We start from the raw sequence: 15,641 nt of genomic DNA on the forward strand, positions 1-15,641 counted from the left end.
GGTGAACACCGCCACCAGGAGGCGGCGTCGAACCAGGAGGACCAGGCGGACCAGGAGGCAGCGGCACACCAGGAGCACCCGGCACACCAGGAGGCCCCGGAGGCTGCGGAGCCCCAGGACCCGCCTGACCCGGATCCGCGAACATCGTCGCGGCATGGTGAACACCGCCACCAGGAGGCGGCGTCGAACCAGGAGGACCAGGCGGACCAGGAGGCAGCGGCACACCAGGAGCACCCGGCACACCAGGAGGCTGCGGACCCTCCGGGCCCGTCTGCGGGACGAGCTGCGTCGGCAGATATCCACCCGCCGGCGCGCCCGGAGCACCCGGCCCCGACGGCGGCGGCGTCGCACCCGGCCGCGCGCCCGGAGTACCGGGCGCACCGGGCGGCGGCGGAGTCGTCGACCCGCCCCCGCGCGGAGCACGCACCCCCCGCGGCGGAGCCTGCGCCTTGCTCGTCGCAGCGTCCGCTATGTCGGCGGCACCCGGCTGCGGCTCACCCACCGCCGGCGCCACCGCCGTCCGCGGCAGCTGACTGCCCCCGGACATCAACGCGGTCGGCGCATCCGCACCCACGACCGGTGGCGGAGTGTCGTCGTCGTCCCGTCCGGAGATCGGCGGCGCGAACACCGTCGCCGGCAGCGGCACGGACGCCTCGTCACCGCCCGCGGCACTCGTGTCCGTCCACGGCGTACCACCCGTCCGCGACGACGGCGCACCGTCCGCAGCGGCCGAATCGTCGCTGTCCGAACCGGCACTCGGCCACACCGACCCGCCCCGTGAGGCATCCGCCCCCGAGGACCCGGCCTCCGGCCACGACGAACCACCCACCGACGAACTCCCGCCCGCCTGCGACGCGTTGGCCGCACCCGGACCGGAAGAGGAGCCCGCCGCAGACCAGTCGGACCCGGCCGACGGCGTACCGGCAGCCGCCGGAGCCGAAGGAGCGGCCGGTGCCGCCGGAGCCGCCGGGACCGCGTCCGAAGCCGCGGGCGCCGCAGGCTCGTCCGCCGACGGCCGCCGCTCCGGAATCCCCAGCTTGTCCGCCGCGTCCTGCAACCACTCCGGCGGGCTCAGCAGGAACGACGTCTGATGCAGATCGATCCGCTGCGGCTGTTCCGGCACCACCGCCGGCGCGTCCTGGATCCCGTACTCCTCCTCGTACCGGCGGATCACCTCACCCACCGGCAGCCCGGGCCACAGCGTCGCCTCACCGCTGTCCCGCGCGATCACCAGCCGCTGCCGGCCGCCGTCCGAACGCGCACCGCCCTCGCGGTCCTCCGCCCACACCACGAACCCGAGCTCGAACTCCCGCACCCGCACCTCACGGTGCTGGTAGCCGGGCACATCGCCGTTGACCCACTGTTCCGCGCGCTCCTGCGCCTGCGCAAAGGTCACCATCGGAGCGTCACCTCTCGTCCGCGACGGGGACGGCACGCGCGAAGCCGCCGTCCACCATCAGATTGGCCACGGTCTCCAGCTCCGGCGGATTGCCCGCCAGCCGCTGCAGGAAGGCGTCGAAATCCTCACCGCACGGCAACAGCAGCCGGTCCACGCGCTCCTGGACATTCCACCCGTCCCGGTCACGCGCGTCGTCATAGGCACAGAACCACACCGAACCGACACCCGAGCCCCTGACCTTCACGGCCAGAATCCCGCCCTGGACGAACGCCACACCCAGGAAGTCCTTCGTCAGATGGTCCCGCAGGCACTTGTTGACGTAGACCAGATCATTGACCGCCGCCTCGTCGCGCACCGTGAAGAACGGCTGGTCCACCAGCAGCCCCAGCTCCGCGTCGAGCGCCGCACCCACCGGCGCACAACCGCCCGCCGCCTTCAGAAAGGAGCGGTACGCGCCCGGCAACCGATAGCCCAGATCCTCTTCCACGCCGAGCAACTGCTGCTCGGACACCGACACCGAACCCTTCGGCAGCCCGAAGTGCGCCGGCCGGGTCTCCTGCAACGGGCGCGTGCCCCGCTTGTCCCCGTCGACCGCCGTCGTCGCCAGCCCGCCGTGATGCCGCAACAGCGCCTTCACCTCGACCGGCACCAGCTCCAGCCGACGCGTCCCCGCCACGTGGTGCCACGTCCAGCCGTGCGGAGTCGCCACCGCGGGAACCGTGTCCCACAGCTCATGGCCGTCCGCGTGCAGCGCCGCGTTCGCCGACACATAGTCGGTCAGCCGCAGCTCATCGACACCGAAGCCCTCCGGCGGCTCCGCGATCTCCGCTGCGGCACGCGCATACGGCGAGAACACCGGAAACCCGTTCTCGTCCACCCGCACACCCCGCGGATGGCGCGAAGCCCGAACCGGGTCCGGGAAGTTCACGACCTGACCGGCGTAGGCCGCATTCGGTGGCGCGACGTGTCCCCCGGCCCGGGGGCCGGGAGGCGCCCCCAGCCCTTGCCGACCTGTCGTCATGGCGATCTGCCCCCTGCTGCTTCTGACTCGTTCAGGACAGCCTATGCGGTGCCGCAACAGGCAGTACCGGCCCTCCGGTTCCGTCACCAACTGTCACAACCGAGTGACCGAACGACGACGGACCGACACGTTTCAGTGCCCCCGCTTCCCCACCCAAGCGCCCATTTGGCAGGCTGTCCCGCAACTCGGGGGAGTGCACGGGAGGGGACTGCAGCACCATGCACACAGCGCAACCACGTACGTCAGGCACGACAGGTGATCCTCGTCTCAGCTGGAGCAGCACGGAAACAGCCCGCCCGCCCGCACTGAACCACCGGCGCGACGGCATCCTGCCCGCCGTCGCGGCAGCACTCTGGGTACGCGGCGAAACCCTCACCAGCACCGCCGGAAAGGGTGACCAGCCACCCGTACTCCACCCCCTCGTACAGGACTTCCTCGACACCCTCACGAGTGGCCAGCGCGAACGCTTCACCGGCCGCTGCCCCGAAGCCATCCTGCTCTCCCGGCACCTCACCGCCGCCGAGAACCAGCGCTCCAAGCGGGCCCAGCGCAGACCCCTCACCCACAGCGAGGCCAAACGTTCCCTGAAACAGGCGAAGTTGACGGCGCGTAGGATCCGCGAGGACGGCGACCCGCTGCACGGCAGCTACGCGCCGCCCTGCCGTTCCTGTACGGCGATGCTCGACCACTTCGGTGTCCGGGCAGTGGACCCCACCGCCCCCGGCGCCTCCGAGAACGGCTGAACCAGCACCAATGCCCGACCACCTCAGCACCACCCGGTTCCCGGTCGCCGTCGACGCCGCCCTGCGCGACGCCGGCTGGCAGCCCGGCCGCTGGGACATCAAGCTCGCCGAACACTGGGCCGACACCCTGCGCTCCCACGCCTCACCCGCAGGACACCGGCACACCGTCTTCCCCGCGGCCGTCGAAGCCTGGGCGGAATTCGGCGGACTGCACATCACCGCACCCGGCCCCGGCCGGCAGACCGCACCGACGGCCCTGCACATCGACCCGCTCGCCGGTCTCCACCTCGCCCGCACCTTCGCCGACCTGGGACGCGCCCTCGACACCGAAGTCTCACCGCTCGGCATGGAAGGGGACCACCAGGCCGTCCTCGCCATCGACAGCGAAGGCCGTGTCTACAGCCTCGACCACACCGGCGACTGGTACCTCGGACCCGACGTCGACCAGGCACTCGCCACACTCGTCAACGGCGTCCAGCCCACACGGCTCACCCTCGGCTGACACGCACCCCGCCCGCATGTCGCTCAGCCGCGCCGGACACGTCGCCGCGTGCCGGCCGGGCGCCGGGCGCCGGGCGTCGGGCGTCGGGCGTCGGGCGTCGGGCGTCAGAGACTCACGGACGCCGGAAGCTCCTGCTCGGCCGAAGGATCCCGGTCGGGCAACACCGCCGACACCCGGAAACCCCCCGAGTCCGTCGGCCCCGACACGAACACCCCGCCCAACGCCAGCACCCGCTCCCGCATCCCCACCAGACCGTTCCCCCCGCTCGGCAGCCGCGCGACCCCCGCCTCACCCGCCGCGTCCGGCGCACCGTTCTCCACCTGCATGGCCACCTCGGCGTCACGGTGCGCCAGCCGCACCATCACCTTCGACCCCGCCGCGTGCTTGTGCACATTCGTCAGCGCCTCCTGGACCACGCGATAGGCGGTCTGCTCGACCTCCGGCGCATACACCCGCACCTCGCCCTGCACCGCGAGCTCCACCACCATCCCCGCCTGCCGCGACTGACCCACCAGATCCTCGACATCGGCGATGCACGGCCCGTCCTCCGCAGCCGCCTCGGCCGCCGCCGCGGCAGCCGCGGCCACCGCCGCCAACGGCACCGGAGCCACCCGCCGCTGCTCGTCGCCCCCCGCCCGCAGCACACCCAGCATCTCGCGCAGCTCCGTCAGCGCCTGCCGGCCCATGTCCCCCACCAGCGCCGCGTTCTTCACCGCCTTCTGCGGATCCTTCAACGCCACCGCCTGCAAGGCCGCGGAATGCACCACCATCAGACTCACCCGGTGCGCCACCACATCGTGCATCTCCCGCGCGATCCGGGTCCGCTCCTCCGTCCGCGCCCACTGCGCCCGCTGCTCCGCCCGGTCCGCCAGCAGCGACAGCTCCTGCTCCAGACTGTCGGCGCGCTCCCGCAGGCTCTCCATCAGCCGGCGCCGCGCACCTATGTAGAGGCCGAAGAGCACCGGCGGGGCGGTCAGACCCAGCGACATGAAGCCCGCCATCGTCGGCACGTACCACGCCCCCGGCTCCGGATCGAAGCCCGCTGACCGCACGTCCTGATGGACCCGCACGAACGTCACGATGAGCGTCGCCGTCAGCGACATGCCCGCCAGCAGCGCGGTGATACGACGCGGAACCTCGGACGCGGCGAGCGTGTACAGGCCGACGACGGCCATGAGATAGCCCATCTCGGCCGGCGTGATCGCGATCGAGACCAGCACGACGGCGATCGGCCAGCGCCGCCGCAGCACCAGCACGGATCCGACGACCAGCCCGAACAGCACCCCGATCGGCACGGGGATGGCGGCCTGCTCCGCGAACCCCACGCCCTCCAGAGCGCATTCCAAGGCGGAGAACAGCCCGAGCCCCACGTCCAGCGCGACACTGCGCCGCCGTCCCCACCACAGCCGGCTACGGGAGGTCGTGCCCGTGCCGTCCTGGTGTGCCCCCGTTGTGGTCATGTCTTCCAGCCTACGGGCGGGTGTACGTCATTTTCTCGGGAGTATCGGAGCGCGGGCGAGTCGCCCCTGGCACGGAATGCACCAGAACCGCTCGAACTGGTGAATCGGCCAGAGTTTCGACCCGGACGTCCGTATTCCGGACGACGCTCGCCGCATGACGGAATCACCCGGCAGGTACGCCGACTTCGAAACCCTCCGCGAACAGGCCCTCTCCCTGCGCCGGGAGGGCCTCAGCCTCCGCCAGATCCGCGACCGCCTGAAGGTCCACAACAACGACATCCTCAACCGCCTGGTCAAGGGCGAACCCCCACCGGAGTGGACGAAGCGCCCGAACACGAAGGACGACCTGAGGGCACGGGCGAGAGAGCTGCGCGCGGCAGGCATGACGTACGACCAGATCCAGGTGGAGCTGGGCTGCTCAAAGAGCTCGATCTCGCTGTGGGTACGGGATCTGCCGAAGCCTGAGCGCAAGCGCACACGCGAGGAGGCTTCGGCCATTGCCAGGCGCGGCTGGGAGACAACACTCCAGCGACGCGACACGGAGCGCCGAGAGACCGAACAGGCCGCGGCGAACGAGATCGGCATCATGACCGATCACGAGCTCTTCCTCGTGGGCGTCGGGGCTCTATTGGTCGGAGGGCACCAAGAGGAAACCCCACCGCCCGCAGGAGCGGGTCACTTTCATCAACAGCGATCCGCGGATGATCGAGGTCTATCTGGCCTGGCTCCGACTCCTCGGCGTCTCGGAAGACCGCCTGCGCTTTCACGTCCACATCCACGAATCCGCCGATGTCGGCGCGGCCGAGCACTTCTGGGCAGAACTCGTCGGAGGCGACATGGGCCGGTTCGGCAAGGCCACACTCAAGCGGCACAACCCGACCACCAACCGTAAGAACGCCCACGAGGCCTACCGCGGGTGCCTGATGGTGCGCGTGCTGCAAAGCGCGGATCTCTACCGTCGCGTCGAGGGCTGGTGGTGCGGCATAGTAGGGGCTGCTCTCGTCCGCGATCGAGAAAAACGGACATAGGGCGCGATCCATCCCGGGTCGTCTAATGGCAGGACAAATGGTTTTGGTCCATTGAATGAGGGTTCGATTCCTTCCCCGGGAGCCGTGAGGGCGGGTCCTGACGTTCAGCGTCGGGACCCGCCCTTATTTCACCCCCGAAACCCCCCGGTATCCTTCGGATGTCCACCACCCGAAGCCGAAGGGCATTCCCGTGAGCGCCAACCGCCCGGCAGCCGTCGTCGTCCTCGCAGCGGGTGAGGGCACCCGCATGAAGTCGAAGACCCCCAAGGTCCTGCACGAAATCTGCGGGCGTTCGCTCGTCGGTCACGTCGTCTCCGCCGCCCGCGAGCTGGACCCCGAGCACCTCGTCGTGGTGGTCGGCCATGCGAGTGAGCAGGTCAAGGGCCATCTCACCGAGACGTACGCCGGCACCCGCACCGCCTTCCAGGCCGAGCAGAACGGCACCGGGCACGCCGTCCGGATGGCGCTCGAGGAGCTCGGGCAGGGCGTCGACGGGACCGTGGTCGTCGTCTGCGGCGACACTCCCCTTCTCTCCGGCGAGACGCTGACCGCCCTCGCCTCCACGCACGCCGCCGACGGCAACGCCGTGACCGTGCTGACCGCCGAGGTCCCGGACTCGACCGGCTACGGCCGGATCGTCCGCGACGACACCGGCGCCGTGACCGGGATCGTCGAGCACAAGGACGCCACCGACGAGCAGCGCGCGATCCGGGAGATCAATTCCGGTGTGTTCGCCTTCGACGGGCAGCTGCTCGCGGATGCTCTGGGCAAGGTGCGTACGGACAACAGCCAGGGCGAGGAGTACCTCACCGATGTGCTCGGCATCCTGCGCGAGGCGGGTCACCGGGTGGGGGCGTCGGTCGCCGGTGATCATCGCGAGATCCTCGGGATCAACAACCGGGTGCAGCTGGCCGAGGCGCGCCGGCTGCTGAACGAGCGCCTGCTGGAGCGGGCGATGATGGCGGGTGTGACGGTCGTCGATCCGGGGTCGGTGCTGATCGATGTGACCGCCACGTTCGAGCCGGACGCGGTGGTTCATCCCGGTACGCAGCTGCTGGGGGCCACGCATCTGGCGGAGGGCGCGGAGGTGGGCCCGAATTCGCGTCTGCGGGACACGGTCGTCGGCAGGGGGGCGCGTGTGGACAACACGGTCGCGGACTCGGCGGAGATCGGCGAGAGCGCTTCGGTGGGTCCGTACGCGTATCTGCGTCCCGGTACCCGGCTCGGTACGAAGGCCAAGGCGGGTACGTACGTGGAGATGAAGAACGCGACGATCGGTGAGGGGACGAAGGTTCCGCATCTGTCGTATGTGGGCGACGCGACGATCGGTGAGTTCACGAACATCGGTGCGGCGAGCGTGTTCGTGAACTACGACGGCGAGGCGAAGCACCACACGACGATCGGTTCGCACTGCAAGACGGGTTCGGACAACATGTTTGTGGCTCCCGTCACGGTCGGGGACGGCGCGTACACCGCCGCGGGGTCGGTCATCACGAAGGACGTGCCGGCGGGTTCGCTGGCCGTCGCTCGCGGCCAGCAGCGGAATATCGAGGGCTGGGTGGCTCGAAAGCGTCCCGGGAGTGCTGCCGCGCAGGCGGCCGCGACGGCAACGGAGCAGGTCGCCGACGGGAACTGACCGGAAACAGGTGCGTCGGACTCGGCGTACGGTGATACGTGCACACAAATTCGGCTGGCTCGCGCTTCGTGTCTTCGCGGCCAGACAACACGTCTGAGGAGACAGTGCTGTGACCGGGATCAAGACGACCGGCGAGAAGAAGCTGATGCTCTTCTCCGGCCGCGCCCACCCCGAGCTGGCCGAGGAGGTTGCGCACCAGTTGGGTGTGGGCCTCGTGCCGACGAAGGCTTTCGACTTCGCGAACGGCGAGATCTATGTCCGTTTCCAGGAGTCGGCCCGTGGAGCGGACTGCTTCCTGATGCAGAGCCACACGGCTCCCATCAACAAGTGGATCATGGAACAGCTGATCATGATCGATGCGCTGAAGCGGGCTTCGGCCCGGAGCATCACCGTGATCATTCCGTCGTACGGCTATGCCCGTCAGGACAAGAAGCACCGCGGGCGTGAGCCGATCTCGGCCCGTCTGGTCGCGGACCTTCTGAAGACCGCGGGTGCGCACCGCATCCTCACGGTGGACCTGCACACCGACCAGATCCAGGGCTTCTTCGACGGCCCGGTGGATCATCTGTCGGCGCTGCCGGTGCTGGCGGACTACGTGGGTGCGAAGGTCGACCGGAACAAGCTGACGGTCGTCTCTCCGGACGCGGGCCGTGTGCGGGTGGCCGACCGCTGGTGCGACCGTCTGGACGCGCCGCTGGCGATCGTGCACAAGCGTCGCGACAAGGACGTGGCGAACCAGGTGACGGTGCACGAGGTCGTCGGTGAGGTCGAGGGCCGGGTCTGTGTGCTGGTGGACGACATGATCGACACGGGTGGCACGATCTGCGCGGCGGCGGACGCGCTGTTCGCGCACGGTGCGGAGGATGTCATCGTCACGGCGACGCACGGCATCCTGTCCGGTCCTGCGGCCGACCGGCTGAAGAACTCGAAGGTGAGTGAGTTCGTTCTGACGAACACGCTGCCGACTCCGGGTGAGTTGGAGCTCGACAAGATCAAGGTGCTGTCGATCGCGCCGACGATCGCGCGTGCGGTACGTGAGGTGTTCGAGGACGGTTCGGTGACGAGCCTCTTCGAGGAGCAGGGCTGAGGGTCTTTTGGTAGTCGCTTAAAGGGCCGCATCCCGTGGGGGTGCGGCCCTTTCGCGTGCCCGCGTACCGGTCGCCGGTGATCGATTGGGTGGGAGGGGCGGTGTTGCGTAGACTGTCGAAGTTGCTCGGCGAGGGAGGCCGCACTTCTGGTGCGGCTGTCCGTTATCGACGCGCTCTTCGTAGCAGGCCTGTCGTGGCCGGGTGACCACCACAATGTCTGCCTTGACGAGGAGTGCACATGTCCGAGGTGAAGCTCGCCGCCGCGACCCGTACGGAGTTCGGCAAGGGTGCCGCCCGCCGCGTCCGCCGTGACAGCCGGGTTCCGGGTGTCCTGTACGGCCACGGCACCGACCCGGTCCACATCACGCTTCCGGGCCACGAGCTGCTGCTGGCCCTGCGTACGCCGAACGTCCTGATCGCCCTGGACATCGAGGGCAAGAACGAGCTCGCGATCCCGAAGGCCGTCCAGCGTGACCCGCTGAAGGGCTTCATCGAGCACGTCGACCTGCTGCTCGTGAAGCGCGGCGAGAAGGTCACCGTCGAGATCCCCGTGCACACCGAGGGCGAGCTGGCTCCGGGCAACTTCCTCCTCGAGCACGTGCTGAACGCGCTGCCCGTCGAGGCCGAGGCCACGCACATCCCCGAGTCGGTCACGGTGTCCATCGAGGGCCTGGAGGCCGGTGCCTCCATCCTCGCGAAGGACATCCCGCTGCCGAAGGGCACGACGCTGGCTGTCGAGGACGACACCGTCGTGCTGCAGATCCTGTCCGCGCAGGCCGAGGAGCCGTCGGGCGAGGAAGAGACCGCCGTGGGCGACGAGTCGGCCGAGGTCTGAGCCGTAGGCTCTGTGTGACGGGGCGGCGGGCCTGGCCCGCCGCCCCGTTTCCCTGTCGGTAGGTCGTGCCGGCGGCGGCGTGTGCCGCGGTTGCATGTGGTGCGAGCTGTTGGTCATGCGAGGAGACGCAGCGCAGATGTCGGACGCGAACGCCCCGTGGCTCGTGGTGGGCCTCGGCAACCCGGGCCCCGGGTATGCCGCCAATCGTCACAATGTCGGTTTCATGGTGGCCGATCTGCTCGCGGAGCGTGTCGGCGGGAGTTTCAAGCGGGCGCAGAAGGCGCAGGCGCAGGTCCTGGAGGGCCGGGTGGGCCCGCCGGGTCCGATGGGCCGGCGGGTGGTGCTGGCGAAGCCGTTGTCGTACATGAATCTGTCGGGTGGTCCGGTGACGGCGCTGCGGGATTTCTACAAGGTGCCGACGGCGAACATCGTGGCGATCCATGACGAGCTGGACATCGACTACGGGCTGCTGCGGCTGAAGCTGGGTGGCGGGGACAACGGCCACAACGGTCTGAAGTCGATGACGAAGGCGATGGGTCCGGACTATCACCGGGTGCGTTTCGGGATCGGCCGTCCGCCGGGTCGTATGCAGGTGGCGGATTTCGTGCTGAAGGACTTCTCGTCGGTGGAGCGCAAGGAGCTGGGCTACTTCGTGGACCGGGCGGCGGACTCGGTGGAGTGTCTGGTGACGGAGGGCCTGGAGCGGGCCCAAAGTACGTACAACTCCTGACAAGTTCAGGCCTCAGGTTGACCGAGCGCGGTCGTATGGCCAAGGATCGCGCCCTATGAAGCGGACTGACCTGCTCCTCTACGCCCGCCGTGCCGCGATGGGATGTGTCGCTGTCCTGCTGCTGGTGGCCGGATTCTGGTCGTCATGGGGCACGGCGCAGCACGTTCTGCTGGCCAAGGGCCGCGAACACGGCACGTTCAGGGTCGACCGCTGTGGCGAGGAGACCTGTACCGGACGCTATGAGCCCGAGGGTTCACTGCCTGCCCGCGGTGGGATGACGATCGAGAAGTCGGTCGCGGTGGAGAAGGGCGCCCGGCTGCCCGTGGTGGTGAAGCCGGGTTCCTCCGAACTGGTCCGTACCGGCGCGGGCGGGGTGCTGCACGCGTGGCTGCCGCTCGGCGGGGCGCTGGTTCTGGCGGCGCCGGTCATCGGGGGCGGTCTGCGGATGACGCGTCTGGCCTGGTCGGCGGCGGCGCTGGGCGGCGCGCTGCTGGTGGGGGCCTTCGTCACGTTGTAGTGGAGGTTGGTGCCGGGCCCCGCGCGTCGTCGCGCGGGGCCCGGTCCCGTGTGGTCAGCCGGTGTTGCGCAGACCTGCCGCCACGCCGTTCACCGTGAGCAGCAGCGCCCTCGCCAGCAGCGGGTCGGGCTCCTCGCCCTTCTCGGCGGCCTGGCGCTGGCGTGCCAGCAGCGAGACCTGAAGGTAGGAGATCGGGTCGAGGTAGGCGTCGCGGATGCCGAACGTCTGCCGCAGCACCGGGTTGGAGCCGAGCAGTTCGGTCCCGCCGGTGACCTTGAGGACCTCGCTGACCGTCAGGGCGTGCTCGGCCTCGATGGTGTCGAAGACGTGCTTGAGGTCATCGGGGACGAGGGTGTCGACGTAGTGCCGGGCGATCCGCAGGTCGGTCTTCGCGAGGGTCATCTCGACGTTCGCGATGAAGTTGCGGAAGAAGTGCCACTGTTCGTGCATCTCGTCGAGGACCGTGTCGAGCCCTGCTTCGCGCAGGGCCTTGAGGCCGGAGCCGACGCCGAACCAGCCGGGCACGATCTGCCGGGACTGGGTCCAGCCGAAGACCCACGGGATGGCGCGCAGTCCGTCGAGGCCGGCGCCGCTGTCGGGGCGGCGGGAGGGCCGGGAGCCGAGGTGGAGGTCGGCGAGCTGGTCGACGGGGGTGGCCGCGAAGAAGTACGCGGGCAGGTCCGGGTCCTCGACGAGCCGCCGGTAGGCGTCGTGCGCGGCGTCCGAGACGGTGTCCATCGCCGCGTCCCAGCGCGACAGTGCTTCGTCGGACTGCCGCGGGGCGGTGTGCAGGGCGGACGCCTGGAGGGTGGCGGCGACGGTGAGTTCCAGGTTCTCCCTGGCAAGTGACGGGATCAGATACTTGTCGGAGATGACCTCGCCCTGTTCGGTCACCTTGATCTCGCCCTCGAGCGTGCCCCAGGGCTGGGCCAGGATGGCGTCGTGCGAGGGGCCTCCGCCGCGGCCGACGGTGCCGCCGCGGCCGTGGAAGAGCCGCAGCCGGACGCCGTAGCGGTGGGCGACGTCGCGCAGCCGGCGCTGGGCGCGGTGGATCTCCCACTGGGAGGTGGTGATGCCGCCGAACTTGGAGGAGTCGGAGTAGCCGAGCATGACCTCCTGGACGTCGCCGCGCAGGGAGACGAGGCGCCGGTAGGAGGGGTCGGCGAGCATGCCGTCGAGGATGACGTCGGCGGCCTTCAGTTCGTCGGTGGTCTCCAGCAGCGGCACGATGCCGATCTTGGCCCAGCCTGCGTGGAGGTCGATGAGGCCGGCCTCGCGGGCCAGGACGGCCGCGGCGAAGACGTCGTCGGCGCCCTGGCACATCGAGATGATGTACGACTCGATGACCTCGGGGCCGAAGCGCTCGAAGGCTTCCTTGACGGTGTCGAATACGCCGAGGGTCTTCTGCCCGGCCGCGTCCAGCGGGGCGGGCGTGGGAGCGAGCGGCCTGCGGGAGCGCAGCTCCTTGGCGAGCAGCTTCTGCCGGTAGTCGCGGGGCATGTCGGCGTAGCGCCAGGACTCCTCGCCGAGCCGGTCGAAGAGCTGACCGAGGGCGTGGTGGTGGGCGTCGGCGTGCTCGCGTACGTCCATGGTGGCGAGCTGGAGGCCGAAGGCCGCGAGGGTGCGGATGGTGCGGTCCAGGCGCCCGTCGGCGAAGAGGCCGCCGCGGTGTTCGCGCAGTGACGTCTGGATCAGGGTGAGGTCGGCGATGAGTTCGGTGGTGCCGAGGTAGTCGCGGCCGCTCTGGTGACGGGTGCCCTTGGCGAGGCGCTCGCGGGTGTTGACGAGCTTCTGCCGGATGCAGGTGGCCTTGAGCCGGTAGGGCTCCTCGGCGTTGAGGCGCTTGTAGCGGGGGCTGATCTCCGGCAGCAGTTCGAGGTCGGTCTGCAGGGAGGTGAGGAGTTCCTCGGTGGCGCCGGCGTAGCGGATGGAGTTGGAGAGCAGTCCGCGCAGTTGGTCGATGACCTCGATGGCGTCGGTGATGCCGTGCTCGTGCTGGAGGATCAGGACGTCCCAGGTCACGGACGGGGTGACGTTGGGGTTGCCGTCGCGGTCGCCGCCGATCCAGGTGCCGAAGGTCAGCGGGCGGGTGCCGGCTGGCAGCTCGACGCCGACGCGTTCGAGCTCGGCGGCGAGGTCCTCCAGGACGTCGCCGACGGCGCCGGCGTGCAGTTCGTCGAGGTAGTAGATGGCGTTGCGGGCCTCGTCGGCGGGTTCGGGCCGTACGACGCGCAGCTCGTCGGTCTGCCAGATGAGGTCGATGTTCTCGGCGAGCCGCAGGTCGTGCCGGCGCCGGTCGGATGCGGCCACGGGGCTTTCGAGCAGTTCGGCGATGCGCCGCAGCTTGTTCAGGACGGAGCGCCGGGCAGCCTCGGTGGGGTGCGCGGTGAACACGGGGCGGACGTTGAGGTTCTTGACCGTCTCGCGCAGGTGCTGGGGGTCGGCGTCCTTGAGCCGGTCCGCGGTGCGGGCCAGCAGGCCGCCCTCGGCGGCGCGGCGCTCGCGCATCTCGTGGCCGCGGTGCACCTGCTCGGTGACGTTGGCCAGGTGGAAGTAGGTGGAGAAGGCGCGGACGAGCTTGGCCGCGGTCTCCAGGTCGGTGTCGCCCAGCAGCTCTGCTGCGGCCTCACCGTCGCTGCGCGTGAGCGCGCGGACCTTCTCCACGAGCTCGAGCAGGTCAGGGCCTTCCTGGCGGACGATGGTCTCGCCCAGGAGGTCGCCCAGTCGGCGGATGTCGGCTCGCAGTTCGGCGTTGGCCGTGGGGTTCTGGTCGGCACTGCTCACAGGTGCGGCTCCTTGCAGTGTTTGAGCACGTCTGGAGGGGTACTGGAGGCTGCGGACCGCGCTGTCCGACGAGACCCAGGATAGGTGTCCATTTCCCTGGCGTTGTCCCCAGGTCTCTTGCCGCGAGGCTCCTCACTGTCATACTTACGATGCCGTAGGTTACGCATCCGTAGCCCGGCCCTCACCGTGCATCTCTGACCCCCCAGGGGACCCACCATGACGACAAGCCCCGACCTGCTCGACGACACCCCGAAGCCGCCCGCCGCCGACGCTCCCTCCGCGACACTCGGCGGCGACAGCAAGAGGTCCATCGAACAGATCACCCTGCTGCTCTTCATCACGGTTCCCTTCATCGCCCTGCTGGCCGCGGTACCGCTGGCCTGGGGCTGGGGCGTGAGCTGGCTGGATCTGGGTCTGCTGGTGGCGATGTACTACATCGGCTGCCACGGCATCACGATCGGCTTCCACCGCTACTTCACACACGGCGCCTTCAAGGCCAAGCGTCCCCTGCGGATCGCGCTGGCGATCATGGGCTCGCTGGCGGTTGAGGGGCCGCTGGTGCGCTGGGTGGCCGACCACCGCAAGCACCACAAGTTCTCGGACGCCGAGGGCGACCCGCACTCGCCGTGGCGGTTCGGCGAGACGCTGCCGGCGCTGATGAAGGGCCTGTGGTGGGCCCACATCGCGTGGATGTTCGACGAGGAGCGCACGCCGCAGGCCAAGTACGCCCCGGACCTGATCAAGGACAAGGCCCTGGTGCGGATCTCCCGCGACTTCATCTTCTGGACCATGCTCTCGCTGGCCATCCCGCCGATCGTGGGCGGTCTGGTGACGATGTCGTGGTGGGGCGCGTTCACCGCCTTCTTCTGGGGCTCCCTGGTCCGCGTGGCGCTGCTGCACCACGTGACCTGGTCGATCAACTCGATCTGCCACGCGGTCGGCAAGCGCCCCTTCAAGTCGCGTGACCGCTCGGGCAACGTGTGGTGGCTCGCGGTGCTGTCGTGCGGCGAGTCCTGGCACAACCTGCACCACGCGGACCCGACCTGTGCACGTCACGGCGTGCTGCGCGGCCAGCTCGACTCCAGCGCGCGCCTGATCCGCTGGTTCGAGAAGCTCGGCTGGGCCTACGACGTCCGGTGGCCCAGTGCGTCCCGTATCGACGCCCGGCGCAAGGGCGAGCCCGTAGACGCGGCATGATTGACGACGTGGCGATCGACGGCGGCAGCAGCGGTACGGAGAAGAACCGGTCCTCCCGGCGGGCGCGCCGGGTGCGGATGACCGGCGCGCAGCGTCGCGAGCAGCTGCTCGACATCGGTCGCACCCTGTTCGCCGAGAAGGGCTTCGAGGGCACGTCGGTCGAGGAGATCGCGGCGAAGGCCGGCGTCTCCAAGCCGGTGGTCTACGAGCACTTCGGCGGCAAAGAGGGGCTGTACGCGGTGGTGGTCGACCGCGAGATGCGTCAGCTGCTCGACATGGTGACCGGCGCGCTGACCGCCGGTCACCCCCGTGAGCTGCTGGAACAGGCGGCGTTCGCCCTTCTCGACTACATCGAGTCCTACACGGACGGGTTCCGCATCCTGGTACGGGACTCCCCCGTGGCCCAGTCGACGGGCACGTTCGCCTCGCTCATCAGCGACATCGCCACCCAGGTCGAGGACATCCTGGGGATGGAGTTCAAGAACCGGGGGTTCGACCCGAAGCTGGCTCCGCTCTACGCCCAGGCGCTGGTGGGCATGGTGGCGCTCACGGGTCAGTGGTGGCTGGACGCGCGCCGCCCCAAGAAGGCCGAGGTCGCCGCGCATCTGGTGAATCTTGCTTGGCATGGACTTGACGGCCTGGAGCCGAAGCCGCGGCTGATAGGGCACCGGAAGAGCTGACCGGTTCGCCTGATCCGCACG

At 69.6% G+C, this 15,641-nt stretch carries 13 protein-coding genes, 1 tRNA gene and 1 pseudogene; 11 read left to right on the forward strand and 4 right to left on the reverse strand.

The annotated features are described in order from the left end of the window. Nucleotides 1-1,399, reverse strand: a 1,399-nt coding sequence (locus ABTX78_RS13440) for an SUKH-4 family immunity protein (RefSeq protein ID WP_502993867.1), incomplete at its 3' end; no start/stop codon positions are given. A gap of 7 nt (nucleotides 1,400-1,406) precedes the next feature. Further along, nucleotides 1,407-2,420: an SMI1/KNR4 family protein gene (locus ABTX78_RS13445; protein ID WP_352206934.1), complete on the reverse strand. Its 1,014-nt coding sequence runs from the start codon at nucleotides 2,418-2,420 to the stop codon at nucleotides 1,407-1,409. A gap of 218 nt (nucleotides 2,421-2,638) precedes the next feature. Here ABTX78_RS13445 and ABTX78_RS13450 point away from each other — a divergent pair, with 218 nt between their 5' ends. Both ABTX78_RS13450 and ABTX78_RS13455 read left to right on the forward strand, forming a co-directional pair. Further along, complete coding sequence (locus ABTX78_RS13450; protein WP_352206935.1) at nucleotides 2,639-3,163, forward strand: YwqJ-related putative deaminase; 525 nt, start codon at nucleotides 2,639-2,641, stop codon at nucleotides 3,161-3,163. 10 nt (nucleotides 3,164-3,173) lie between these two features. Continuing rightward, nucleotides 3,174-3,665 (forward strand): SUKH-3 domain-containing protein, encoded by a 492-nt coding sequence (locus tag ABTX78_RS13455; protein ID WP_352206936.1) that lies wholly within the window; start codon nucleotides 3,174-3,176, stop codon nucleotides 3,663-3,665. Between the two features lie 104 nt (nucleotides 3,666-3,769). Here ABTX78_RS13455 and ABTX78_RS13460 read toward each other — a convergent pair whose 3' ends face one another. Then, on the reverse strand, nucleotides 3,770-5,125 hold the full coding sequence (locus ABTX78_RS13460) for a sensor histidine kinase (protein ID WP_352206937.1): 1,356 nt from the start codon (nucleotides 5,123-5,125) through the stop codon (nucleotides 3,770-3,772). A 154-nt stretch (nucleotides 5,126-5,279) separates the two neighbouring features. Between ABTX78_RS13460 and ABTX78_RS13465 the strand changes: the two are divergent. The 7 genes and pseudogenes from ABTX78_RS13465 to ABTX78_RS13495 all read left to right on the forward strand — a co-directional run bounded on the left by ABTX78_RS13465 (nucleotide 5,280) and on the right by ABTX78_RS13495 (nucleotide 10,959). Beyond that, nucleotides 5,280-6,153, forward strand: a pseudogene (locus tag ABTX78_RS13465) (hypothetical protein). Between the two features lie 11 nt (nucleotides 6,154-6,164). Beyond that, nucleotides 6,165-6,235, forward strand: a tRNA-Gln gene (locus ABTX78_RS13470). Between the two features lie 108 nt (nucleotides 6,236-6,343). Continuing rightward, nucleotides 6,344-7,789 carry a bifunctional UDP-N-acetylglucosamine diphosphorylase/glucosamine-1-phosphate N-acetyltransferase GlmU gene (glmU, locus tag ABTX78_RS13475; RefSeq protein WP_352206938.1) on the forward strand — a complete coding sequence of 482 codons (1,446 nt, stop codon included), beginning with the start codon at nucleotides 6,344-6,346 and terminating at the stop codon, nucleotides 7,787-7,789. A 109-nt stretch (nucleotides 7,790-7,898) separates the two neighbouring features. Beyond that, complete coding sequence (locus ABTX78_RS13480; RefSeq protein WP_352206939.1) at nucleotides 7,899-8,876, forward strand: ribose-phosphate diphosphokinase; 978 nt, start codon at nucleotides 7,899-7,901, stop codon at nucleotides 8,874-8,876. Nucleotides 8,877-9,115: 239 nt separating this feature from the next. Then, the gene (locus ABTX78_RS13485) at nucleotides 9,116-9,712 is read left to right on the forward strand and encodes a 50S ribosomal protein L25/general stress protein Ctc (protein ID WP_352206940.1); all 597 of its coding nucleotides are present in this window, start codon (nucleotides 9,116-9,118) and stop codon (nucleotides 9,710-9,712) included. A 136-nt stretch (nucleotides 9,713-9,848) separates the two neighbouring features. Then, complete coding sequence (gene pth / locus ABTX78_RS13490; protein WP_352206941.1) at nucleotides 9,849-10,442, forward strand: aminoacyl-tRNA hydrolase; 594 nt, start codon at nucleotides 9,849-9,851, stop codon at nucleotides 10,440-10,442. 55 nt (nucleotides 10,443-10,497) lie between these two features. Then, nucleotides 10,498-10,959, forward strand: a complete 462-nt coding sequence (locus ABTX78_RS13495) for a hypothetical protein (RefSeq protein ID WP_352206942.1) — start codon at nucleotides 10,498-10,500, stop codon at nucleotides 10,957-10,959. Nucleotides 10,960-11,013: 54 nt separating this feature from the next. Here the strand turns inward: ABTX78_RS13495 and ppc are convergent, their stop codons facing one another. Continuing rightward, on the reverse strand, nucleotides 11,014-13,743 hold the full coding sequence (ppc, locus tag ABTX78_RS13500; protein WP_352206943.1) for a phosphoenolpyruvate carboxylase: 2,730 nt from the start codon (nucleotides 13,741-13,743) through the stop codon (nucleotides 11,014-11,016). Nucleotides 13,744-13,959: 216 nt separating this feature from the next. On the opposite strand from ppc, the gene ABTX78_RS13505 reads away from it, so the two are divergent. Then, complete coding sequence (locus ABTX78_RS13505; protein ID WP_352206944.1) at nucleotides 13,960-14,940, forward strand: acyl-CoA desaturase; 981 nt, start codon at nucleotides 13,960-13,962, stop codon at nucleotides 14,938-14,940. Further along, nucleotides 14,937-15,620 (forward strand): TetR family transcriptional regulator, encoded by a 684-nt coding sequence (locus ABTX78_RS13510; protein ID WP_352206945.1) that lies wholly within the window; start codon nucleotides 14,937-14,939, stop codon nucleotides 15,618-15,620. The genes ABTX78_RS13505 and ABTX78_RS13510 overlap by 4 nt, the downstream gene beginning before the upstream one ends. Nucleotides 15,621-15,641: the final 21 nt, after the last annotated feature.

The sequence above is a fragment of the Streptomyces sp. NPDC096193 genome (genome assembly GCF_040302905.1).
Taxonomy (GTDB): domain Bacteria; phylum Actinomycetota; class Actinomycetes; order Streptomycetales; family Streptomycetaceae; genus Streptomyces.

Coding starts and splice junctions, on each gene's coding strand:
- ABTX78_RS13455 (WP_352206936.1), top strand. CDS start 3,174: ATGCCCGACCACCTCAGCACCACCCGGTTCCCGGTCGCCGTCGACGCC.
- ABTX78_RS13445 (WP_352206934.1), bottom strand. CDS start 2,420: ATGACGACAGGTCGGCAAGGGCTGGGGGCGCCTCCCGGCCCCCGGGCC.
- ABTX78_RS13495 (WP_352206942.1), top strand. CDS start 10,498: ATGAAGCGGACTGACCTGCTCCTCTACGCCCGCCGTGCCGCGATGGGA.
- ABTX78_RS13460 (WP_352206937.1), bottom strand. CDS start 5,125: ATGACCACAACGGGGGCACACCAGGACGGCACGGGCACGACCTCCCGT.
- ABTX78_RS13485 (WP_352206940.1), top strand. CDS start 9,116: ATGTCCGAGGTGAAGCTCGCCGCCGCGACCCGTACGGAGTTCGGCAAG.
- ABTX78_RS13510 (WP_352206945.1), top strand. CDS start 14,937: ATGATTGACGACGTGGCGATCGACGGCGGCAGCAGCGGTACGGAGAAG.
- ABTX78_RS13505 (WP_352206944.1), top strand. CDS start 13,960: ATGACGACAAGCCCCGACCTGCTCGACGACACCCCGAAGCCGCCCGCC.
- pth (WP_352206941.1), top strand. CDS start 9,849: ATGTCGGACGCGAACGCCCCGTGGCTCGTGGTGGGCCTCGGCAACCCG.
- ABTX78_RS13450 (WP_352206935.1), top strand. CDS start 2,639: ATGCACACAGCGCAACCACGTACGTCAGGCACGACAGGTGATCCTCGT.